The organism is Allobosea sp. GW821-FHT10B12 (assembly GCF_059415545.1).
In genome coordinates, this window is the sequence record NZ_JBWKNL010000002.1 from 396,174 (window position 1) to 410,300 (window position 14,127).

Genomic DNA, 14,127 nt, shown 5'->3' on the forward strand with positions numbered 1-14,127 from the left:
AGCGAAGTCCTCTCCCGTGCTGTGGTCTCTCGTTCGTCGGATCGAGCCGAGGCCAGAAGGCCGAAGGCGAAGAGGCGGCGACTTCCATCATCACCACCATCATGGGCATCCGCCCGCTTCGCCTGACGGCTCGCGCCCGGATGTGTTGTTCGCTCCCCGCTCAGCGACAAGTCGCTTCTGCTGCGCTTCGCTGTTCGCGACAACGGGATTCCGAAAGTGAGTTTGAGCGAGGCCTTCGGCCCTTCGACATCAGGAAATTGCAGGCCCTCGCCCCAAAGACCTCCCCCTATGTCCGGGCTCCCCGCAGGGGACAGACACGCAGAAATCCACAGACACGCAGCCACTCGTCAGCCGGCTTCCTTGCCGCCCGCCGACATGTCTTTTGCTCTTGTCGATCGCGAGCACTTGCCTAAATTTTTGGTGCGCAATCCTGCGGAGGAAAGGAGCCATGCCCTTCTCATCGTTGAGTGATCCAGTTGACCTCGCTCGTGCACAGGCAGCTTTGGGGGCTGCGTGGGACGAAGTCAGATCGACCATTCCCGATGCGCATGAAGAGCGAGAACGCGTCCGGCTCGCCTATATCGTCGCGGCGCTGGTGCCTCTTGCTGAAGACGAAGACGACCTGACACGACGGTCCGTCCAACGGTACCGACAAACCATCATGGCCTGACAATCGCCCGGCCTCGTTGCCGCGAGGTCGGGCATTCCTTTCCCGCAAAACACGTTCTGGTCGCTTGACTCGTTCCGGCTCGATGTTCTTATTTCGTTCTCATCATGAGCGAGCCATCAGACACGCAGCCATCGCCCCCGGTGATCTCCGAGGCGGAGATCGACGCCGTCCTTCTTGAGGCGAAGGGCGACGTCCGCGAGGCCATCCGCATGCTGCTGCACGACTTGGCGGTCATGGCGACGGACGCCGATCGGCTCGTCTCCCACGGCTTCGTTCGTGGCCGGCAACCTTGGCGGAGGATCGGCTAATGGTGAAGCGATCACAGCGCTCCCTGCACCCGTCGAAGATCGACGAAATCCAGAAGGAGGTCCGGGACTTCCAGTGGAAGGTCCGTAGCTGGGCGGCGGAGGTGCCGATATCAAGCACGGTCTATATCGGGCTCGATCCGCTCAACCACTCGCTGGAGCTAATGAACCGAATCCTCAACGGTGAGAAGGAAGGCTCCGGTTATTCCCGGCCCTTCGGAGCCGAGGGAATGGAGTGAACCGATGTCGGGCGCGTGGGAACATCAGGTTGAACTCAAGCTAGATCGAAACGCAGCCGGCGACCGCCTACACCGGATGGAGCAGTGGTGCACGGACTGGCAGATTGGTTTCCGCGTGCTCGGCACGATGGACGCCGGAACCGTCCGCGTCGCATTCGAGGATGCCCGTTTCGCCCGCGCCTTTCATAGCCATTTCGGCGGCGTCATCGTGCCGGCCAATGAGCTTGAAACCGCGCTTGCAGCGGATGCTGCCGATGACGACTTGTTTGACCGGCTCGCCGGAGACTACCCTGACTAGGGGCTATGGCGGGTGTGACAATGGGTTCGGTGCCGAGCGTGCCGCGCAAGCGGGCTGACGATCTCGTTGAGCGCATTGCCGCCGTGAAGGCCGATGCCGACGCACGGGGGTTCGGAGTGCTCGCCTACTTTCTCAACATGGCCTTGGAAGAGGCCAAGATTCAGGCTGAGCGGGTCGCGAAAGGTGAGCCGGACCCCGGCATCTTCCGGCCGCGCCCGGTCGAAGATTTGGAGTAGATCCATGTGCGGGCGTTTTTCACAGGCCTACTCATGGCAAGAGATCGTCGCTTTCAGCGAGCCGCTGACGGTGCCTGCCGATCGGCCGAACCTGCGCGCCCGCTACAACATCGCGCCGACCACCGACGTCGACATCATCGTCCGCACCGAAGCCGGCCGCGAACTGAAGAAAGCCCGCTGGGGCCTCATTCCGGGGTGGCATAAAGGCGGGCTCAAGGATTTCAAGCTCGCGACCTTCAACGCCCGCGTTGAGACAGTCGAGACGAGCGGCACCTTCAAGCACGCTTACAAAAGCCGGCGCTGCATCATCCCCGCGAGCGGGTTCTTCGAGTGGACCGGCGAAAAGAAGGACCGCGTCCCGCATTTCTTCTCCGCCGCCGATGGCGACTTGCTGGCCTTCGCCGGGCTATGGGAGAACTGGCGCAATCCGGAGACCGGCGAGGAAATCACCACCTGCACCATGATCGTCCGCGAGGCCAACGCTTGGACCGCGCAATATCATGATCGGATGCCCTGCATGCTCCTCCGCAGGGATTTCGACGCGTGGCTCGACGGCTCGGGCGGCATGGAACTGCTGAAGCAGCCGCCGCGCGAGCTTCGCGAGTGGATCGTCTCGAAGCGCGTCAACAAGGCCGGTGAAGGCGACGATGACCCGACGACGATCGAGCCGTTCAAGGACGATTTGTTCTGATGAGGTAGGGGCTCCTATCCCATCAACCGCATCTTGAACGCGGCAGCCGAGGCGAGATCGTCGAAATAGATCGTATGCAGCCAGACGTGCGGACGGCTGTCCGTGCAGCCATTCTCGTCGGTGCAGTCCTCTTCCTCGTAGAGATAGAAGCCTTTCGAGCCGAACAGGATTGCCTCTTCATCCGTTTCCAGATGGTCGCCACCGTCCGGATCGAGGATTTCCTGAAGGACATTGTCATTGAGCGCCAGCCGATCGAACTGCACGACATAGGCATCTTTGATGCTCGTGATCAGATCGTGCTTGAAGGGGATGCGCTTGTTCTTGCCGGGGCGCTCGCCGGTCAGAAGATCGCCTTTCCAGATCGCAGCCATGACCTGATCATGATGAAAGGGCGCATGCTGCGGACAGCGCCGCCCATCGGTGGAGTGATCATAAAAAAGCGTCGCGGGCGGGCGATCGTCGAAAGAGACCTGAACCGAGTTCGGATAGTTCCGTTCCCATTTGTCGCACGTATAGAGCCAGTGCCATCCGTTCTTTTCGTCATACTGAGCGGAGCAGTAGACACGCGCTTCACTCAAGATCGCCGCCGGTCCATTTCGGTTCCAGTCGGTGACGTCGTTCACGTAGCCCTTCGACATTGCTTCTCCATGTTCGTTGCGGAAGGCCGGGGACCAATCTCCCCGGCACAAAATCACGCTCTCATGAGACTCGGAATCCGTCGAGACTTTTCTCGCGGCCGGTTCAGGCGACCTTCTTTGCCCCATGCTCAGCCGTCATCGCGGCAATGCGGCGGACGATTGCACGACCGTCGCCGGAACTGCTTTCGAGCGTCACGGCCCGCCGTCCGTCTTCGGTCAGCGTCACGGTCGCGAGGAAGTTGTCGAGCCCGGTGAGGATCGAGATCGCGCTTCCGATGAGATCGCCACGCATCAAATCCTCACTCGCAGATTGCGCCAGTGCTGCCGCGAGGCTCAAGGCCAGTTCGCGCCCGTCGAGCTTTGAGTCCGCCTTCGCTTTTTCAATGAACTCGCGGGCAAGCGGTTGCATGCCACGGTGCAGCCGGAAGGTCATGAAATAGCCGTCGCCATCCGTCTCGGCGATCCCGAAGAACCCGACCACATCGTGATCATTGTGCTTGATCGTCGCCATCGTCAGCCGTGCCTCAACAGCCAATAGACGAGGGCGGCTTTCTTGGCGGCTTCGGCCGCCGTGTTGGTGTTCGTCATCGCTCGAATATCCTTTCTCAAATGTCGTTCAAGCAATGCCCGGCCGTATATCCCCTAAGTCTGCCGTTGTACAGAAGAAATTTGCCAAGCGAGAAATAGTTGGTCGAACAGATGCCACAATGTGCAGAATTTTGTCAACTTGCCCCACGCGGATAGTTTGTCAACTTGCCAATGAGTGCTTCGGAATTGCTCAAAATTCGCCCTTATCCACGCGAATAATGACTTTTGTCGTAAATATCTTCATAGTGAACGTCATATTCTATGGAGATATTGTTATGGGTTATTTCCCTGATCTTCGCCAACACGCGAATGATGCGGCCGAATCCGCCGCGAAGCCTGACGAGTGGTGTCCGCAGCAACCCTATCTGAAGCAGGGCTTCGCGGACGCTCAGGCAATCTATGCCGCTCAGTGCGAACCGGCTGCCGATGACGATGAGGGCCATGCCCGCCGCCGTCGCGGTCATAACAGCCGCCGCGACGACACGGCGTCGATCTACGCCGCAACCGATGTCGGATCATCCTCTTATTCGTCGTCGTGCTCTTCGGACTCGTCATCGTCTTCGTCGTCCGATAGCGGCTCGTGTGGCGGCGGCGATAGCGGAGGGGCGTTCTGATGTCTGACGCCGAAACCCTTCAAGCCGAGATCGAGAGCATCGAATCCGATCTCGCGGTTCTCAATCGCGAGTGTATGCAAGCGTTCACGAGCCGCGATCCGAACCGTGATCCGAGCTTCGCCGAACTCTCCGACGCCTATGGCGTGCTCTGGCGCGAACTCGATGCCAAAAAGAAGGCGCTTCGCCATGTTCGTTGATGTCCTTCGCAACCTCTTCGGCCGGAAGCGTTCGGAGCCTGTCGAAGAGCCGACAACCTTCGTTCCCCCGGAACCGTTCTTGTTCAGCCTCAAGCGTTTCGAGGACCTTGCACAAATCCACGTCGATCTTGCCCGTGACTTCCTCACCGAGCAGGCTAACACCGCCCGCCCGGACCTCCCGAACGATCTCGTCGCCGCTTTCCAGAAGCTGGCGGATGACGCTGGTAAGGAGGGCGCGCGATGATCACGCAAGCCCTCTCAACATTTCTCGACGAACACCGCGTTCATGAGATCGTCTTGGACGCCGGCTTGATCACCGTGGTCTTGGGCTTCGCCGCTTTGGCGTACTTCGTCGTCCGTCTGGAGATGTTTCGTCATGCGGACGAAAAAGCCCGCCGCGCGAGGGCTTCGGACATCGCGAAGGCCATGGGCATCAAAAACTTCGACGACTTTCTGAAGCACCCCGACGCTGCCCCCAAGGGTTCGGGGACGGAACGATGAGCGCCTATTACAGCCATCGTCATCGGGAGCTTCGAGAGAGCCCGGAGATCGACGCCTCCGCAGTCGCCTTCAAGATGGCTTGCCCCTTCGAGATCATCCCCGAAGAGTGGATCGACCTACGCGGGCGGCATTGGCTGAAGCAGCGGGATCGCGATCAACGTCGAGTGACGATCGAGGCTTGGGAGGGTCTTGGTCAATGACCGAGCCCTTCGATCCCCAAGCACTGGCCGCTGCCGAAGCTGCTCGCGACAAGCTCATGGGCAAGATCGCAATTCACGAGGCGAACGCGTGCTCCTACGCTGTTATCGAGGATGAGATAGGGGAGGCGGTCTCCCTTATGCTCGTCGCCATCCTCCGGGCAGAACTGGACGTCTCGATCCGGATCATCGCGCTCGAATCTGCGAAGCAACGGCTGACGTCCCTGTGGGAAGAATATGGGGAGGCGCTAGAGGTGCTGGCCGATATGAGGGGCAGGGAACTCGTAAGCTAACGACATGTAGGAAGCGCCCGCACGCGGGTTCGCCCTTTGTTTCCGCTAACACTCCCACAAACGAGTTGGAATTTTTCCGATAAGCCGTTGGAAAAAAACAACAAAGTTTGAATCGCTGGAGGTGTGTACTAATCATTTCCCTGACTCTCGGATTCGGCACCACCCGACACTGAGCATGACGAGTCAATGCAGAATATTTGAAATAAAATTGCGATCTTTTCTCATAAGTTGAATGTTCAGGAAAGCAGGAGGGGGCGCTGCAAAATTTGCTTGAAAATCGCTTTGCGGCGAGCCAATGATCAAAAGCTCCCTCCGAGATGGCTCAGTTTTTTTTGAACTGAGAGGACCGTCCGGTGAGCGACCTCCCCGAAAGACCAAGTGAAGACCGCCATCGCCTTCGGTTGCGATGGGACGCGACCGGCCTTGAACTCGATGTCAAGGGCTTCGGTCTCATCATCGCATTGGCGGGCCTGATTGCCATTGTCGGTTGGCTGTTCAGCGGTGTCGCAATGCCTTGGCTGCCGAAGCCCTGATTGACCGGCCTAAGGCCTTCGGTCCTATGCGGGATCGCGCGCGTTTGGAGCGCGCCCAAAACGAGTACACGCCCTTTCCACATGGTCGGCGGCGGTTGGTGGAAAAGTCGCTTTCTCTCTTTCTGATCAGAGTGTTAGCTGGATTTCGTCATCGACGTCGGTGTGCATCACTTCGCGCTGTGCGTTGACAATCGCTTGGTGATCGGCCTCAAATCAAAAGTCGTCCCTGCGGTGATTCTCAGCATTTTTCTTCTTGCTGAGAGGACCGACTGAAGTGACCGACCTTCCTGAAAAACCGAAAGAACGCCACCGCGCCCAACTTCGTTGGACCGATCGCGGCGGACATGTCGATCTCGAAGGTGCGGGCGGAATCGCGCTGGGGATCGTGGTGGTGCTGGCGATCGTTGGCTTCGCCGCTTGGACCGGGCTCCCACTCTTCCCGATCTTGAAGCGGCCCCGGCTCCCGAAGCGCTAGATCAGCGCTTAATCCATTTTGCGGGGGCGGAGGCTTGTTCAACGGTTCGGGCAGCCTAGCGCCGCAGGGTGTAAGTCGCTTAGGCGGTAGCTCGAACCGCAAGCAAGCCCTCCCGGCTGAAGGCATTACAGGCCCATTGCGGATTTAATCGCCGCTACGGCCAATCCGATTCCAATCTTCTCGCCAATATCCACGGCCCACTGGCCGGCAGCCTTCAAACGCGCGAGCGCGCCGTCGACGTTTCCGTTCTCGGCCTCTTTCGCTGCATCTGCCACGGCTGCGGTTGCTGCGGCCTTCTCGCTGGTGTCGGCTTCTCGCTGCATTGCAGAGAGCAGCAGCTTCAGCAGGTGATAGAGATCATCTGCGTTCGAGGCGGCGGACTTGTTCGTCAGCGTTGAGTTTGCTCCCGAATTGAATTGCGCTGACGAATTGCCCCCGGTTTGGTGCACGATCTGGCCGTTGTTAGTCCCAGCACTAATGACGTGATTGTTGCCGCTAATGGTCCAGTAATTGACCGAAGCGCTGCTTGGAACGGCTTCTAAGCCGGACACCATCGTTATCGATTGGTCGCACCACATCACGATGCGATTGCAGTCCTTGACCATCCTCGGCCAATATTCTGCTTCCTGAAAGGTGACTTTTCGCTGGTAGTCTGCCAGCGAATATCCCGAGATATTTGAGCCGGTTTCTCGATTGTACCTCTGGACGATCGCGGCGAGGATTTGATCGGCGACTTGAGTCTCGCCGACTGTGAGAACACCCCGCTCTGGTGGTAGGTCGCCAATCTCGGCAGGGCCGTCTTCGTACCCGGCCTTGATCCGAGCGTACTGCATGCAAAAAAGAGCGCGCTCCTTCAGCGCCCTGAACGCGCCAATCCCCGGCGAGACTGCGTGTGCCACCGACCCCTCCGAATTCGAACGTCTGCGCCAATCTCACTTCGCGCCGGGCAAAAGAAAAGGGGCCTTTCGGCCCCTTGCGCGTCCCGAGGTGAACTCGATCAAGATTGCCATCCTCGCTTCGACGAGATCACAAGCAGAGCAATGCTGCCCGCCGTCATGCCGATCATCATGAGAGCCCCACCAAGATGGCCTTCGGCGATGACTTCGACAGCGCCCCGGCCGATGGCATAGAGCAGCCATCCGCCGAAGAGCATGAGCACGCCAAACCAAATTGCTCCGACGCCGCGAAACAAAACCCCAAGAAGGGGCAGGCCGATGAAGGCGATCAGAATGATTGCAGTCGTGCTCATGCCGTTCCCCCTACTTACGCGACGCGGCGGGCGATCAGGCCATTGTTGAAGGCCATCACTTCCCCCTCGATCGCGACCGAAGAGGGAGCAATCGCGTACTTCTGGCCGTCTCGCAACGTCACGTTGCAAACATTGTCGTTTGAAAAGGTCATCGACTCGATCACGGTGTTGAACGCGTGGTTGAAAGCAGCACGAGCCCTTCGGCGGTCTTCATTGGCGAGGGTGGCGGATTTCGCCCGAAAATCGACGAAGGCGCGCATTGCATCGGCGAGGCTGTCGCCCATCGGAGCGATCTGTTCCCGCTCAAGCTCTTCGCGCTGGTCAATCAGGGCGTTCAGTTCGTCGGTCAGACTATCGAGCTTCGCCTTCACGCGCCCGGAGCGATCCTTCCGCGAGGCTTCCATGGCGTCATCCATGGCAGCGCCGATTTCCGCTTCCTGAAGCTTCAGGCTCGCAATCTTCTCTTCGAGATCGTCCGGGGCGTTCTGCTGCGTGAGCTTGATCACCCCGAAGAGTGTGATCGCGATCTCTTCAAGTTCCTGATAGGGGAACCGCGTCTTGTTGCACTTCCCCTTCGTCTCGATATCCGTCGAGCACCGGAAGGCGACAAAGCTGCGCGCGCCGCGATCCTTGTAGCGCATGGGACGACCGCAGTTCTCGCAGCAGGGGAGGCCGCTGAACAGGTTGTTGAAGACCGTGCCCTTGCGGCCTCCGGTGTTCTTCGGCTTCACGGAACGCTCGTCGCTCATCTGGCGGGCACGAACCCAAAGGGACTCCGAGATGGCGGGGAGGTAATAGTCCTTGATCACTTCGCCAGCAGGCTTGCGGCGGCGTTTGTCACCCTCTTCGACGAGCGTCGTCATCGGCGTCAGATGGCCGATCACGGCCGGATTTTCCGTCACCTTCTGGACGGTTCCGCCGTACCAGACCTTGGCTTTGCCGAAGGGCTTATATTTTTCCGCGTCCCCCTTCATTTTCTCGTTCAGCCATGCCGCGATCGAGCCGCGCCCCATGCCCTCCGTGAACATCCGGAAGATGTCTTTGACGACCTCAGCACGGTCATTGAGTTTGAAGACGATTTCCTTATCAACGCGGGTGGCGGTGATCCAAGCCGGGACGCGGCAGGTCATCTTCCGCGTGGGAGCCGTCTCCCGCTTGAAGTCCCAATTTGTCGCGCCACGAAAAGACTTCCTCTCACTCTCGTCGTTGGCGGACTGCATCATGCCGACGAGCATCCAGAGCTTGCCGCTGTCCTGCTTGAGAGAGGCAGTGCTGTAGATTTGGCCGTTGCTGGTCGTGTGAATGGACACGCCTGCCGAGACGATCTGCGAGAATTGAGCAAGAGCCGTGAAAGGGTCTTGGCGAGACAGACGGTCAACAGCCTCGATAATGAGGTGATCGCCTTTCTTGATCGTTCCGTTCTGAATGAGTTCGAAGATACGGCCAAGCTCTCCGCCGTTTCGGTTTTTGCCTTTGAAGGCACTGAGGCCTTCATCAACGAATTCGCGGTCAAGAGGCACGCCGATCGAGGCGGCGTAAGCTTCAGAGTTTTGAATTTGGCGAGCAATGCCAGTGCCGATTTTCTGCCGGAGGCTTGAGATTCGGTTGTAGGAGTACGCTTTGTTGGTCAATGGATTGGTTCCTGTTAATGACCAATGCCTAGCGTACCGGTTTTTCTGCCGTCAATTTATATCGAACATCGTCTCGATCTCGGGCCTGCACATGGTGCTCGCGGCCGGCACGATCTTCTGGTTGGCGCGGGCGCTGCTGGCCCTGTCGCAGACGGCAGCGCTGCATTGGCCGGTGAAGAAGCTCGCGGCGCTTGCGGCCATGCTCGGCGCCACCGGCTATTGCGTCTTCTCTGGCGCCGAGGTTGCGACCGTGCGCTCGCTGATCATGACGCTGGTGATGCTGGGCGCGATCCTGGTTGACCGGCCGGCGCTCAGCATGCGCAATCTTGCCCTGTCCGCGATCATCGTGCTGCTGCGGGAGCCGGAGGCGCTGCTCGGCCCGAGCTTCCAGATGTCGTTCGGAGCGGTGGCGGCGCTGATCGCCTTCGCCGAACGCTGGCAGGAGCGGGCACCCGATGCGGCCGCGGCCTCCTGGCCCTGGCCACTGCGGCCGCTCTGGCTTTCGGCCGTCGGGATCCTGACCACCACCATGGTCGCGACCGCGGCGACGGCGCCCTATGGCGTCTATCATTTCCAAACCTTCAACCCGTTCGGCCTGCTCGGCAATGCATTGGCGCTGCCCTTCGTTTCGCTGATCGTGATGCCGGCCGCTGTCTTCGGCGTACTCGCCTATCCGTTCGGGCTGGACTGGCCGGCCTGGGCGCTGATGGGCTGGGCCTCCGGCCTCGTGCTCCAGCTTGCCCATTGGGTCGCCGGCATCGAACGCTCGACTGTCGTGCTGCCCGCCTTCGGCCCGCTCGCCCTGATCCTGTTCTCGCTGTCGCTGCTCTGGCTGACCTTGTGGACGACGGCGCTACGTTTCCTCGCTGCGGTGCCTCTGGTCGGCGGGCTGGCGCTGGCCTCGGCTCCGTCGCGACCGGACATCATGATCGAGCGCGACGGCTCGGGCGTATTGGTCCGTGGGCCGGACGGGAAGATGGTACTGGCCGGCAAGCCGAGCCGTTTCGTGCTGACGCAATGGCTCCATGCCGACGGCGATTCGCGCTCGCCCGACGATGCGGCGCTCCGCAACGGCGTCGCCTGCGATGCGCGCGGCTGCGTCATCCGCCTGCCGGATGGCCGCAGCGTCGCCTATACCCGCGACCGCATCGCTTTGGTCGAAGACTGCCTGCGCGCCGATCTGGTGGTGACATCGCTTTATTGGAGCGCGCCCTGCGCGGCGCGATTGATCGACCGCAGCGCACTGATCCGCGACGGTGCGACCGCCTATCATGCTGCCCGCGGCGGCTGGCGTGCGCTAACGGCCGACGAGGCGACCCGCCTGCGTCCCTGGACCCGTGCACGGCCAGAGACAAGGCCAGTGCCCGAACCTGCCCCTGCGCCGACCTCCGCGGCAGCGGAGCCGGCGCAGGATCCGGACGTGCTTCAGTAGCGCCGCATCAGATTGACGAGACGGCCCTGGATCTTGACCCGGTCTGGGCCGAGCACGCGCGTCTCATAGGCCGGGTTGGCGGCTTCGAGCGCGATCGAGGAGCCGCGCTTGCGCAGGCGCTTCAGCGTCGCCTCCTCGTCGTCGATCAGGGCGACGATGATGTCACCGGTATTGGCGGTGTCCTGCTTGCGGATCACGACGGTGTCGCCGTCGAGGATGCCGGCCTCGATCATCGAATCGCCGCGGACTTCGAGGGCGTAATGCTCGCCGCCGCCGAGCATGTCGGCTGGCATCGAGACGCTATGACTGCGATCCTGGATCGCCGAGATCGGCGTACCGGCGGCGATGCGGCCCATGACCGGGATCGAGACGGTCGAACGCCCGCTCTCCTCGGCGGCCGGCGGACGCGGCTTCGTCAGATTGACTGCCGGCGCCTGAGCAGGTGGCGTCTGGCCGAGCCCGCCCTGGACGACCGAAGGGCTGAAGCGGCCGCGTTGCGCCTGCGGCCCGCCGATCCCGTCAGGCATCTTGATGACTTCGAGGGCGCGCGCCCGGTTCGGAAGCCGGCGAATGAAGCCGCGCTCCTCCAGCGCCATGATCAACCGGTGGATGCCGGATTTGGAGCGCAGGTCGAGCGCATCCTTCATCTCGTCGAAGGATGGCGGCACGCCGGATTCGCGCAGGCGTTCATGGATGAAGCGAAGCAGTTCGAACTGTTTGCGTGTCAGCATGATCGCGCCGTCCGCCTCTCGGGCTAGAATCGAAACAAAGCACGAACACCATACTCGTTCGCCTTGTGTTCCGCAAGGCGCATCCTGCCGCAAGGTGAACAGATCAGCGCAGCCGGATGATGCGGCAGAGCTCGCCGGCCTTGGCCGGCTCGGCGAAGGCGGGGCGGATCACCAGCGCCTCGGCTCGCGACAGGTTCGCCAGCATCGAGGAATCCTGCTTGGCGAAGGGCCTGACGCGCCGCTCGCCGTCGGTGGTCTCGACGGTGGCGCGCAGATAATCCTGGCGCTCGTCATTGGCCGGCAAATCCACAGAGAGGATAGCAGGCTCGCTGCGGTCGCGCTCGGGATCGTCGATGCCGAGCAGAGCCTCGACCAGCGGCATCGCGAAGAGATGCCCACAGACGATCGAGGAGACCGGGTTACCGGGCAGGCCGAGCGCGACCATTTCGCCCAGCCGGCCCATCATCATCGGCTTGCCGGGGCGCATCGCGATCTTCCAGAAGCCGAGTTCCATGCCTTGCGCCTTCAGCGCGGCCTGGACGAGATCGTGCTCGCCGACCGAGGCGCCGCCGAGGGTGATCAGGACGTCGGCACCGGCTTTGCGCGCCGCTTCGATCTTGGCGGCGAGATCGGGATGATCGTCGCGGGCGATACCAAGGTCGAGCGCCGTGCCGCCGGCCTGCTCGACCAGAGCGGCGAGGGCAAAGCTGTTGGAGGCGACGATCTGGTCGGGGCCGACGGATTCGCCCGGCAGGACGAGCTCGTCGCCAGTAGCGAGGATCGCGACCAGCGGCTTGCGGCGGACCGAAAGTATCGGATGCCCTGCGGCAGCGGCGAGACCAAGCGCAGCGCTGTCGAGCCGGCGGCCGGCCTTCAGTAAGATCTCGCCGGTTCTGAAGTCGAGTCCCGCGAGGCGGACGAAATGGCCCTGATCGGCGGGTTTGGTGACGCGGATCACCAGGCTGCCGACGCCTTCGGCATGCTCCTGGATCAGAATTGTATCCGCGCCTTCAGGCAATGGCGCTCCGGTAAAAATCCGCACTGCCTCGCCAAGTGAAACCTTGCCGGAAAAGCGGCGACCGGCGGCGGACTCGCCGACAACGCGGAGTTGGGCGCCGCGCGCCAAATCCTCGGCGCGCACGGCATAACCGTCCATGGCCGAATTGGCGAAGGGCGGCTGGGTCCGGAGCGCTGCTACGTCTTCAGCCAGCACGCGGCCGGCGCACTTTGCCAGCGGCAGTGTCTCGGCCGGCGTCGGGCCGGGCACGCTGTCGAGCAGCGCTCCAAGCGCGACGGAAACGGGGGTGAGGCTCATGCCGATGGCCCTGCGAGCTCATAGGTTCCGGACTTGCCGCCGGATTTATGCACGAGACGGATGCCTTCGATATGCATGGCGCGATCGACCGCCTTCACCATGTCGTAGACGGTGAGGCAGGCGACACTGACGGCGGTCAGCGCCTCCATCTCGACGCCGGTCTTGCCGGTGAGCTTGACCTCGGCGCGGACGCGCACGCCGGGAAGCGCCTCGTCGATCGAAAGGTCGACCGCGATCTTCGAGAGCAGCAGCGGGTGGCAGAGCGGGATCAGTTCATGGGCGCGCTTGGCCGCCATGATGCCGGCGAGACGGGCGGTGCCGAGCACGTCGCCCTTCTTGGCCTCGCCGTCGCGGACGATGGCGAGCGTCTCGGCCTGCATCACCACATGGCCCTCGGCGACGGCGACCCTGACGGTCTCGGCCTTGTCGCCGACATCGACCATATGGGCTTCGCCCTTCTGGTCGAGATGGGTGAGGCGGCTCACGCCGCGGCCTCGGTCGCGTTGCCCGTCAGAAGCTGGCGAGTCGCGGCCGTTACGTCCGGTTGCCGCATCAGGCTCTCGCCGACCAGGAAGGTGTTGACGCCGCAGGCCTGCAGGCGGGCGATGTCGGCATGGCTGAAGATGCCACTCTCGCCGACGAGCAGGCGATCCTTCGGCACGCGCGGCGCCAAACGCTCAGTGACGGCGAGGTTGAGCTCGAAAGAGCGCAGGTCGCGGTTGTTGATGCCGACGAGCCTGGTGTCGAGCGCCAACGCCCGTTCCAGCTCGGCTTCGTCATGGACCTCGGCAAGCGCAGCCATGCCGAGCGCCTTGGCGGTAGCGATGAGCTCGCGCGCCGCGCCGTCGTCAAGCGAGGCCATGATGATCAGGATACAGTCGGCGCCCCAGCTTCGCGCTTCGAAGACCTGATACGGCTCGAACATGAAGTCCTTGCGCAGGCCGGGCAGGCCGGAGGCGGCGCGCGCCTGCGCAAGATATTCCGGTCGGCCCTGGAAGGAGGGCGTGTCGGTTAGCACCGAGAGGCAGGCGGCGCCGCCTTCGGCATAGGCCTTGGCCAGCGCCGGGGGGTCGAAATCGGCACGGATCAGGCCCTTGGAGGGCGAGGCCTTCTTGATCTCGGCAATCAGGGCCGGGCCGCCGGCGCGGTGCTTTTCTTCCAGCGCGCCGATGAAGTCGCGCGGCGCGGGCATTGTCGTGGCGCGCTTCTCGATCTCGGCCTGCGGCACGGCGGCACGGGCCGCCGCGATCTCCTCGCGCTTATAGGCCTCGATCCGCCTGAGGATATCGGACAT

24 protein-coding genes are annotated in these 14,127 nt (G+C 61.9%); 14 read left to right on the top strand and 10 right to left on the bottom strand.

The annotated features are described in order from the left end of the window. The first annotated feature begins 448 nt into the window (after positions 1 to 448). From AC07O0_RS07140 to AC07O0_RS07165, 6 genes are all read left to right on the top strand, one after another. The gene (locus tag AC07O0_RS07140) at positions 449 to 670 is read left to right on the top strand and encodes a hypothetical protein (RefSeq protein WP_494621386.1); all 222 of its coding nucleotides are present in this window, start codon (positions 449 to 451) and stop codon (positions 668 to 670) included. Between the two features lie 104 nt (positions 671 to 774). Next, positions 775 to 978 carry a hypothetical protein gene (locus AC07O0_RS07145; RefSeq protein WP_494621388.1) on the top strand — a complete coding sequence of 68 codons (204 nt, stop codon included), beginning with the start codon at positions 775 to 777 and terminating at the stop codon, positions 976 to 978. After that, a complete protein-coding gene (locus AC07O0_RS07150; RefSeq protein ID WP_494621390.1) occupies positions 978 to 1,214 on the top strand; it encodes a hypothetical protein in 237 nt (78 codons plus the stop codon). The genes AC07O0_RS07145 and AC07O0_RS07150 overlap by 1 nt, the downstream gene beginning before the upstream one ends. Positions 1,215 to 1,218: 4 nt before the next feature. Further along, on the top strand, positions 1,219 to 1,512 hold the full coding sequence (locus AC07O0_RS07155) for a hypothetical protein (protein ID WP_494621392.1): 294 nt from the start codon (positions 1,219 to 1,221) through the stop codon (positions 1,510 to 1,512). 20 nt (positions 1,513 to 1,532) lie between these two features. Next, the gene (locus tag AC07O0_RS07160; protein WP_494621394.1) at positions 1,533 to 1,748 is read left to right on the top strand and encodes a hypothetical protein; all 216 of its coding nucleotides are present in this window, start codon (positions 1,533 to 1,535) and stop codon (positions 1,746 to 1,748) included. Then, positions 1,696 to 2,439, top strand: coding sequence for an SOS response-associated peptidase (locus tag AC07O0_RS07165; RefSeq protein ID WP_494621396.1), 744 nt, complete (start codon positions 1,696 to 1,698; stop codon positions 2,437 to 2,439). Before AC07O0_RS07160 ends, AC07O0_RS07165 begins: the two co-directional genes overlap by 53 nt. 14 nt (positions 2,440 to 2,453) lie before the next feature. On the opposite strand, the gene AC07O0_RS07170 is transcribed toward AC07O0_RS07165, so the two are convergent. The 3 genes from AC07O0_RS07170 to AC07O0_RS07180 form a co-directional block, all read right to left on the bottom strand. Beyond that, positions 2,454 to 3,077 carry a hypothetical protein gene (locus AC07O0_RS07170; RefSeq protein WP_494621398.1) on the bottom strand — a complete coding sequence of 208 codons (624 nt, stop codon included), beginning with the start codon at positions 3,075 to 3,077 and terminating at the stop codon, positions 2,454 to 2,456. Positions 3,078 to 3,180: 103 nt separating this feature from the next. Further along, positions 3,181 to 3,588: a hypothetical protein gene (locus AC07O0_RS07175; RefSeq protein WP_494621400.1), complete on the bottom strand. Its 408-nt coding sequence runs from the start codon at positions 3,586 to 3,588 to the stop codon at positions 3,181 to 3,183. Between the two features lie 280 nt (positions 3,589 to 3,868). Then, positions 3,869 to 4,129 carry a hypothetical protein gene (locus AC07O0_RS07180; RefSeq protein ID WP_494621402.1) on the bottom strand — a complete coding sequence of 87 codons (261 nt, stop codon included), beginning with the start codon at positions 4,127 to 4,129 and terminating at the stop codon, positions 3,869 to 3,871. Positions 4,130 to 4,278: 149 nt separating this feature from the next. On the opposite strand from AC07O0_RS07180, the gene AC07O0_RS07185 reads away from it, so the two are divergent. From AC07O0_RS07185 to AC07O0_RS07215, 7 genes are all read left to right on the top strand, one after another. After that, positions 4,279 to 4,476 (top strand): hypothetical protein, encoded by a 198-nt coding sequence (locus AC07O0_RS07185; protein WP_494621404.1) that lies wholly within the window; start codon positions 4,279 to 4,281, stop codon positions 4,474 to 4,476. Next, entirely contained in the window at positions 4,466 to 4,720 is a 255-nt protein-coding gene (locus tag AC07O0_RS07190; protein ID WP_494621406.1) for a hypothetical protein, read from the top strand. Before AC07O0_RS07185 ends, AC07O0_RS07190 begins: the two co-directional genes overlap by 11 nt. Beyond that, on the top strand, positions 4,717 to 4,977 hold the full coding sequence (locus AC07O0_RS07195; RefSeq protein WP_494621408.1) for a hypothetical protein: 261 nt from the start codon (positions 4,717 to 4,719) through the stop codon (positions 4,975 to 4,977). Before AC07O0_RS07190 ends, AC07O0_RS07195 begins: the two co-directional genes overlap by 4 nt. Further along, a complete protein-coding gene (locus tag AC07O0_RS07200; protein WP_494621410.1) occupies positions 4,974 to 5,177 on the top strand; it encodes a hypothetical protein in 204 nt (67 codons plus the stop codon). Before AC07O0_RS07195 ends, AC07O0_RS07200 begins: the two co-directional genes overlap by 4 nt. Continuing rightward, positions 5,174 to 5,467, top strand: a complete 294-nt coding sequence (locus AC07O0_RS07205) for a hypothetical protein (RefSeq protein ID WP_494621412.1) — start codon at positions 5,174 to 5,176, stop codon at positions 5,465 to 5,467. Before AC07O0_RS07200 ends, AC07O0_RS07205 begins: the two co-directional genes overlap by 4 nt. A 353-nt stretch (positions 5,468 to 5,820) precedes the next feature. Further along, entirely contained in the window at positions 5,821 to 6,000 is a 180-nt protein-coding gene (locus AC07O0_RS07210; RefSeq protein WP_494621414.1) for a hypothetical protein, read from the top strand. 274 nt (positions 6,001 to 6,274) lie between these two features. Beyond that, complete coding sequence (locus tag AC07O0_RS07215) at positions 6,275 to 6,475, top strand: hypothetical protein (RefSeq protein WP_494621416.1); 201 nt, start codon at positions 6,275 to 6,277, stop codon at positions 6,473 to 6,475. A gap of 125 nt (positions 6,476 to 6,600) precedes the next feature. Here the strand turns inward: AC07O0_RS07215 and AC07O0_RS07220 are convergent, their stop codons facing one another. The 3 genes from AC07O0_RS07220 to AC07O0_RS07230 all read right to left on the bottom strand — a co-directional run bounded on the left by AC07O0_RS07220 (position 6,601) and on the right by AC07O0_RS07230 (position 9,355). Continuing rightward, entirely contained in the window at positions 6,601 to 7,374 is a 774-nt protein-coding gene (locus tag AC07O0_RS07220; RefSeq protein WP_494621418.1) for a hypothetical protein, read from the bottom strand. A gap of 98 nt (positions 7,375 to 7,472) precedes the next feature. Continuing rightward, positions 7,473 to 7,724 (bottom strand): hypothetical protein, encoded by a 252-nt coding sequence (locus tag AC07O0_RS07225; protein ID WP_494621420.1) that lies wholly within the window; start codon positions 7,722 to 7,724, stop codon positions 7,473 to 7,475. A gap of 14 nt (positions 7,725 to 7,738) precedes the next feature. After that, positions 7,739 to 9,355, bottom strand: a complete 1,617-nt coding sequence (locus AC07O0_RS07230) for a recombinase family protein (protein ID WP_494621422.1) — start codon at positions 9,353 to 9,355, stop codon at positions 7,739 to 7,741. 4 nt (positions 9,356 to 9,359) lie between these two features. On the opposite strand from AC07O0_RS07230, the gene AC07O0_RS07235 reads away from it, so the two are divergent. After that, the gene (locus tag AC07O0_RS07235; RefSeq protein WP_494621424.1) at positions 9,360 to 10,787 is read left to right on the top strand and encodes a ComEC/Rec2 family competence protein; all 1,428 of its coding nucleotides are present in this window, start codon (positions 9,360 to 9,362) and stop codon (positions 10,785 to 10,787) included. Here the strand turns inward: AC07O0_RS07235 and lexA are convergent. From lexA to trpC, 4 genes are all read right to left on the bottom strand, one after another. Continuing rightward, a complete protein-coding gene (lexA, locus tag AC07O0_RS07240) occupies positions 10,781 to 11,518 on the bottom strand; it encodes a transcriptional repressor LexA (RefSeq protein ID WP_494621426.1) in 738 nt (245 codons plus the stop codon). The two genes, AC07O0_RS07235 and lexA, sit on opposite strands and share 7 nt — an antisense overlap. Positions 11,519 to 11,621: 103 nt before the next feature. Then, positions 11,622 to 12,833 carry a molybdopterin molybdotransferase MoeA gene (locus AC07O0_RS07245; protein ID WP_494621428.1) on the bottom strand — a complete coding sequence of 404 codons (1,212 nt, stop codon included), beginning with the start codon at positions 12,831 to 12,833 and terminating at the stop codon, positions 11,622 to 11,624. Beyond that, positions 12,830 to 13,318, bottom strand: a complete 489-nt coding sequence (moaC, locus tag AC07O0_RS07250; protein WP_494621430.1) for a cyclic pyranopterin monophosphate synthase MoaC — start codon at positions 13,316 to 13,318, stop codon at positions 12,830 to 12,832. The genes AC07O0_RS07245 and moaC overlap by 4 nt, the downstream gene beginning before the upstream one ends. Further along, the gene (gene trpC, locus AC07O0_RS07255; RefSeq protein ID WP_494621432.1) at positions 13,315 to 14,127 is read right to left on the bottom strand and encodes an indole-3-glycerol phosphate synthase TrpC; all 813 of its coding nucleotides are present in this window, start codon (positions 14,125 to 14,127) and stop codon (positions 13,315 to 13,317) included. Before trpC ends, moaC begins: the two co-directional genes overlap by 4 nt.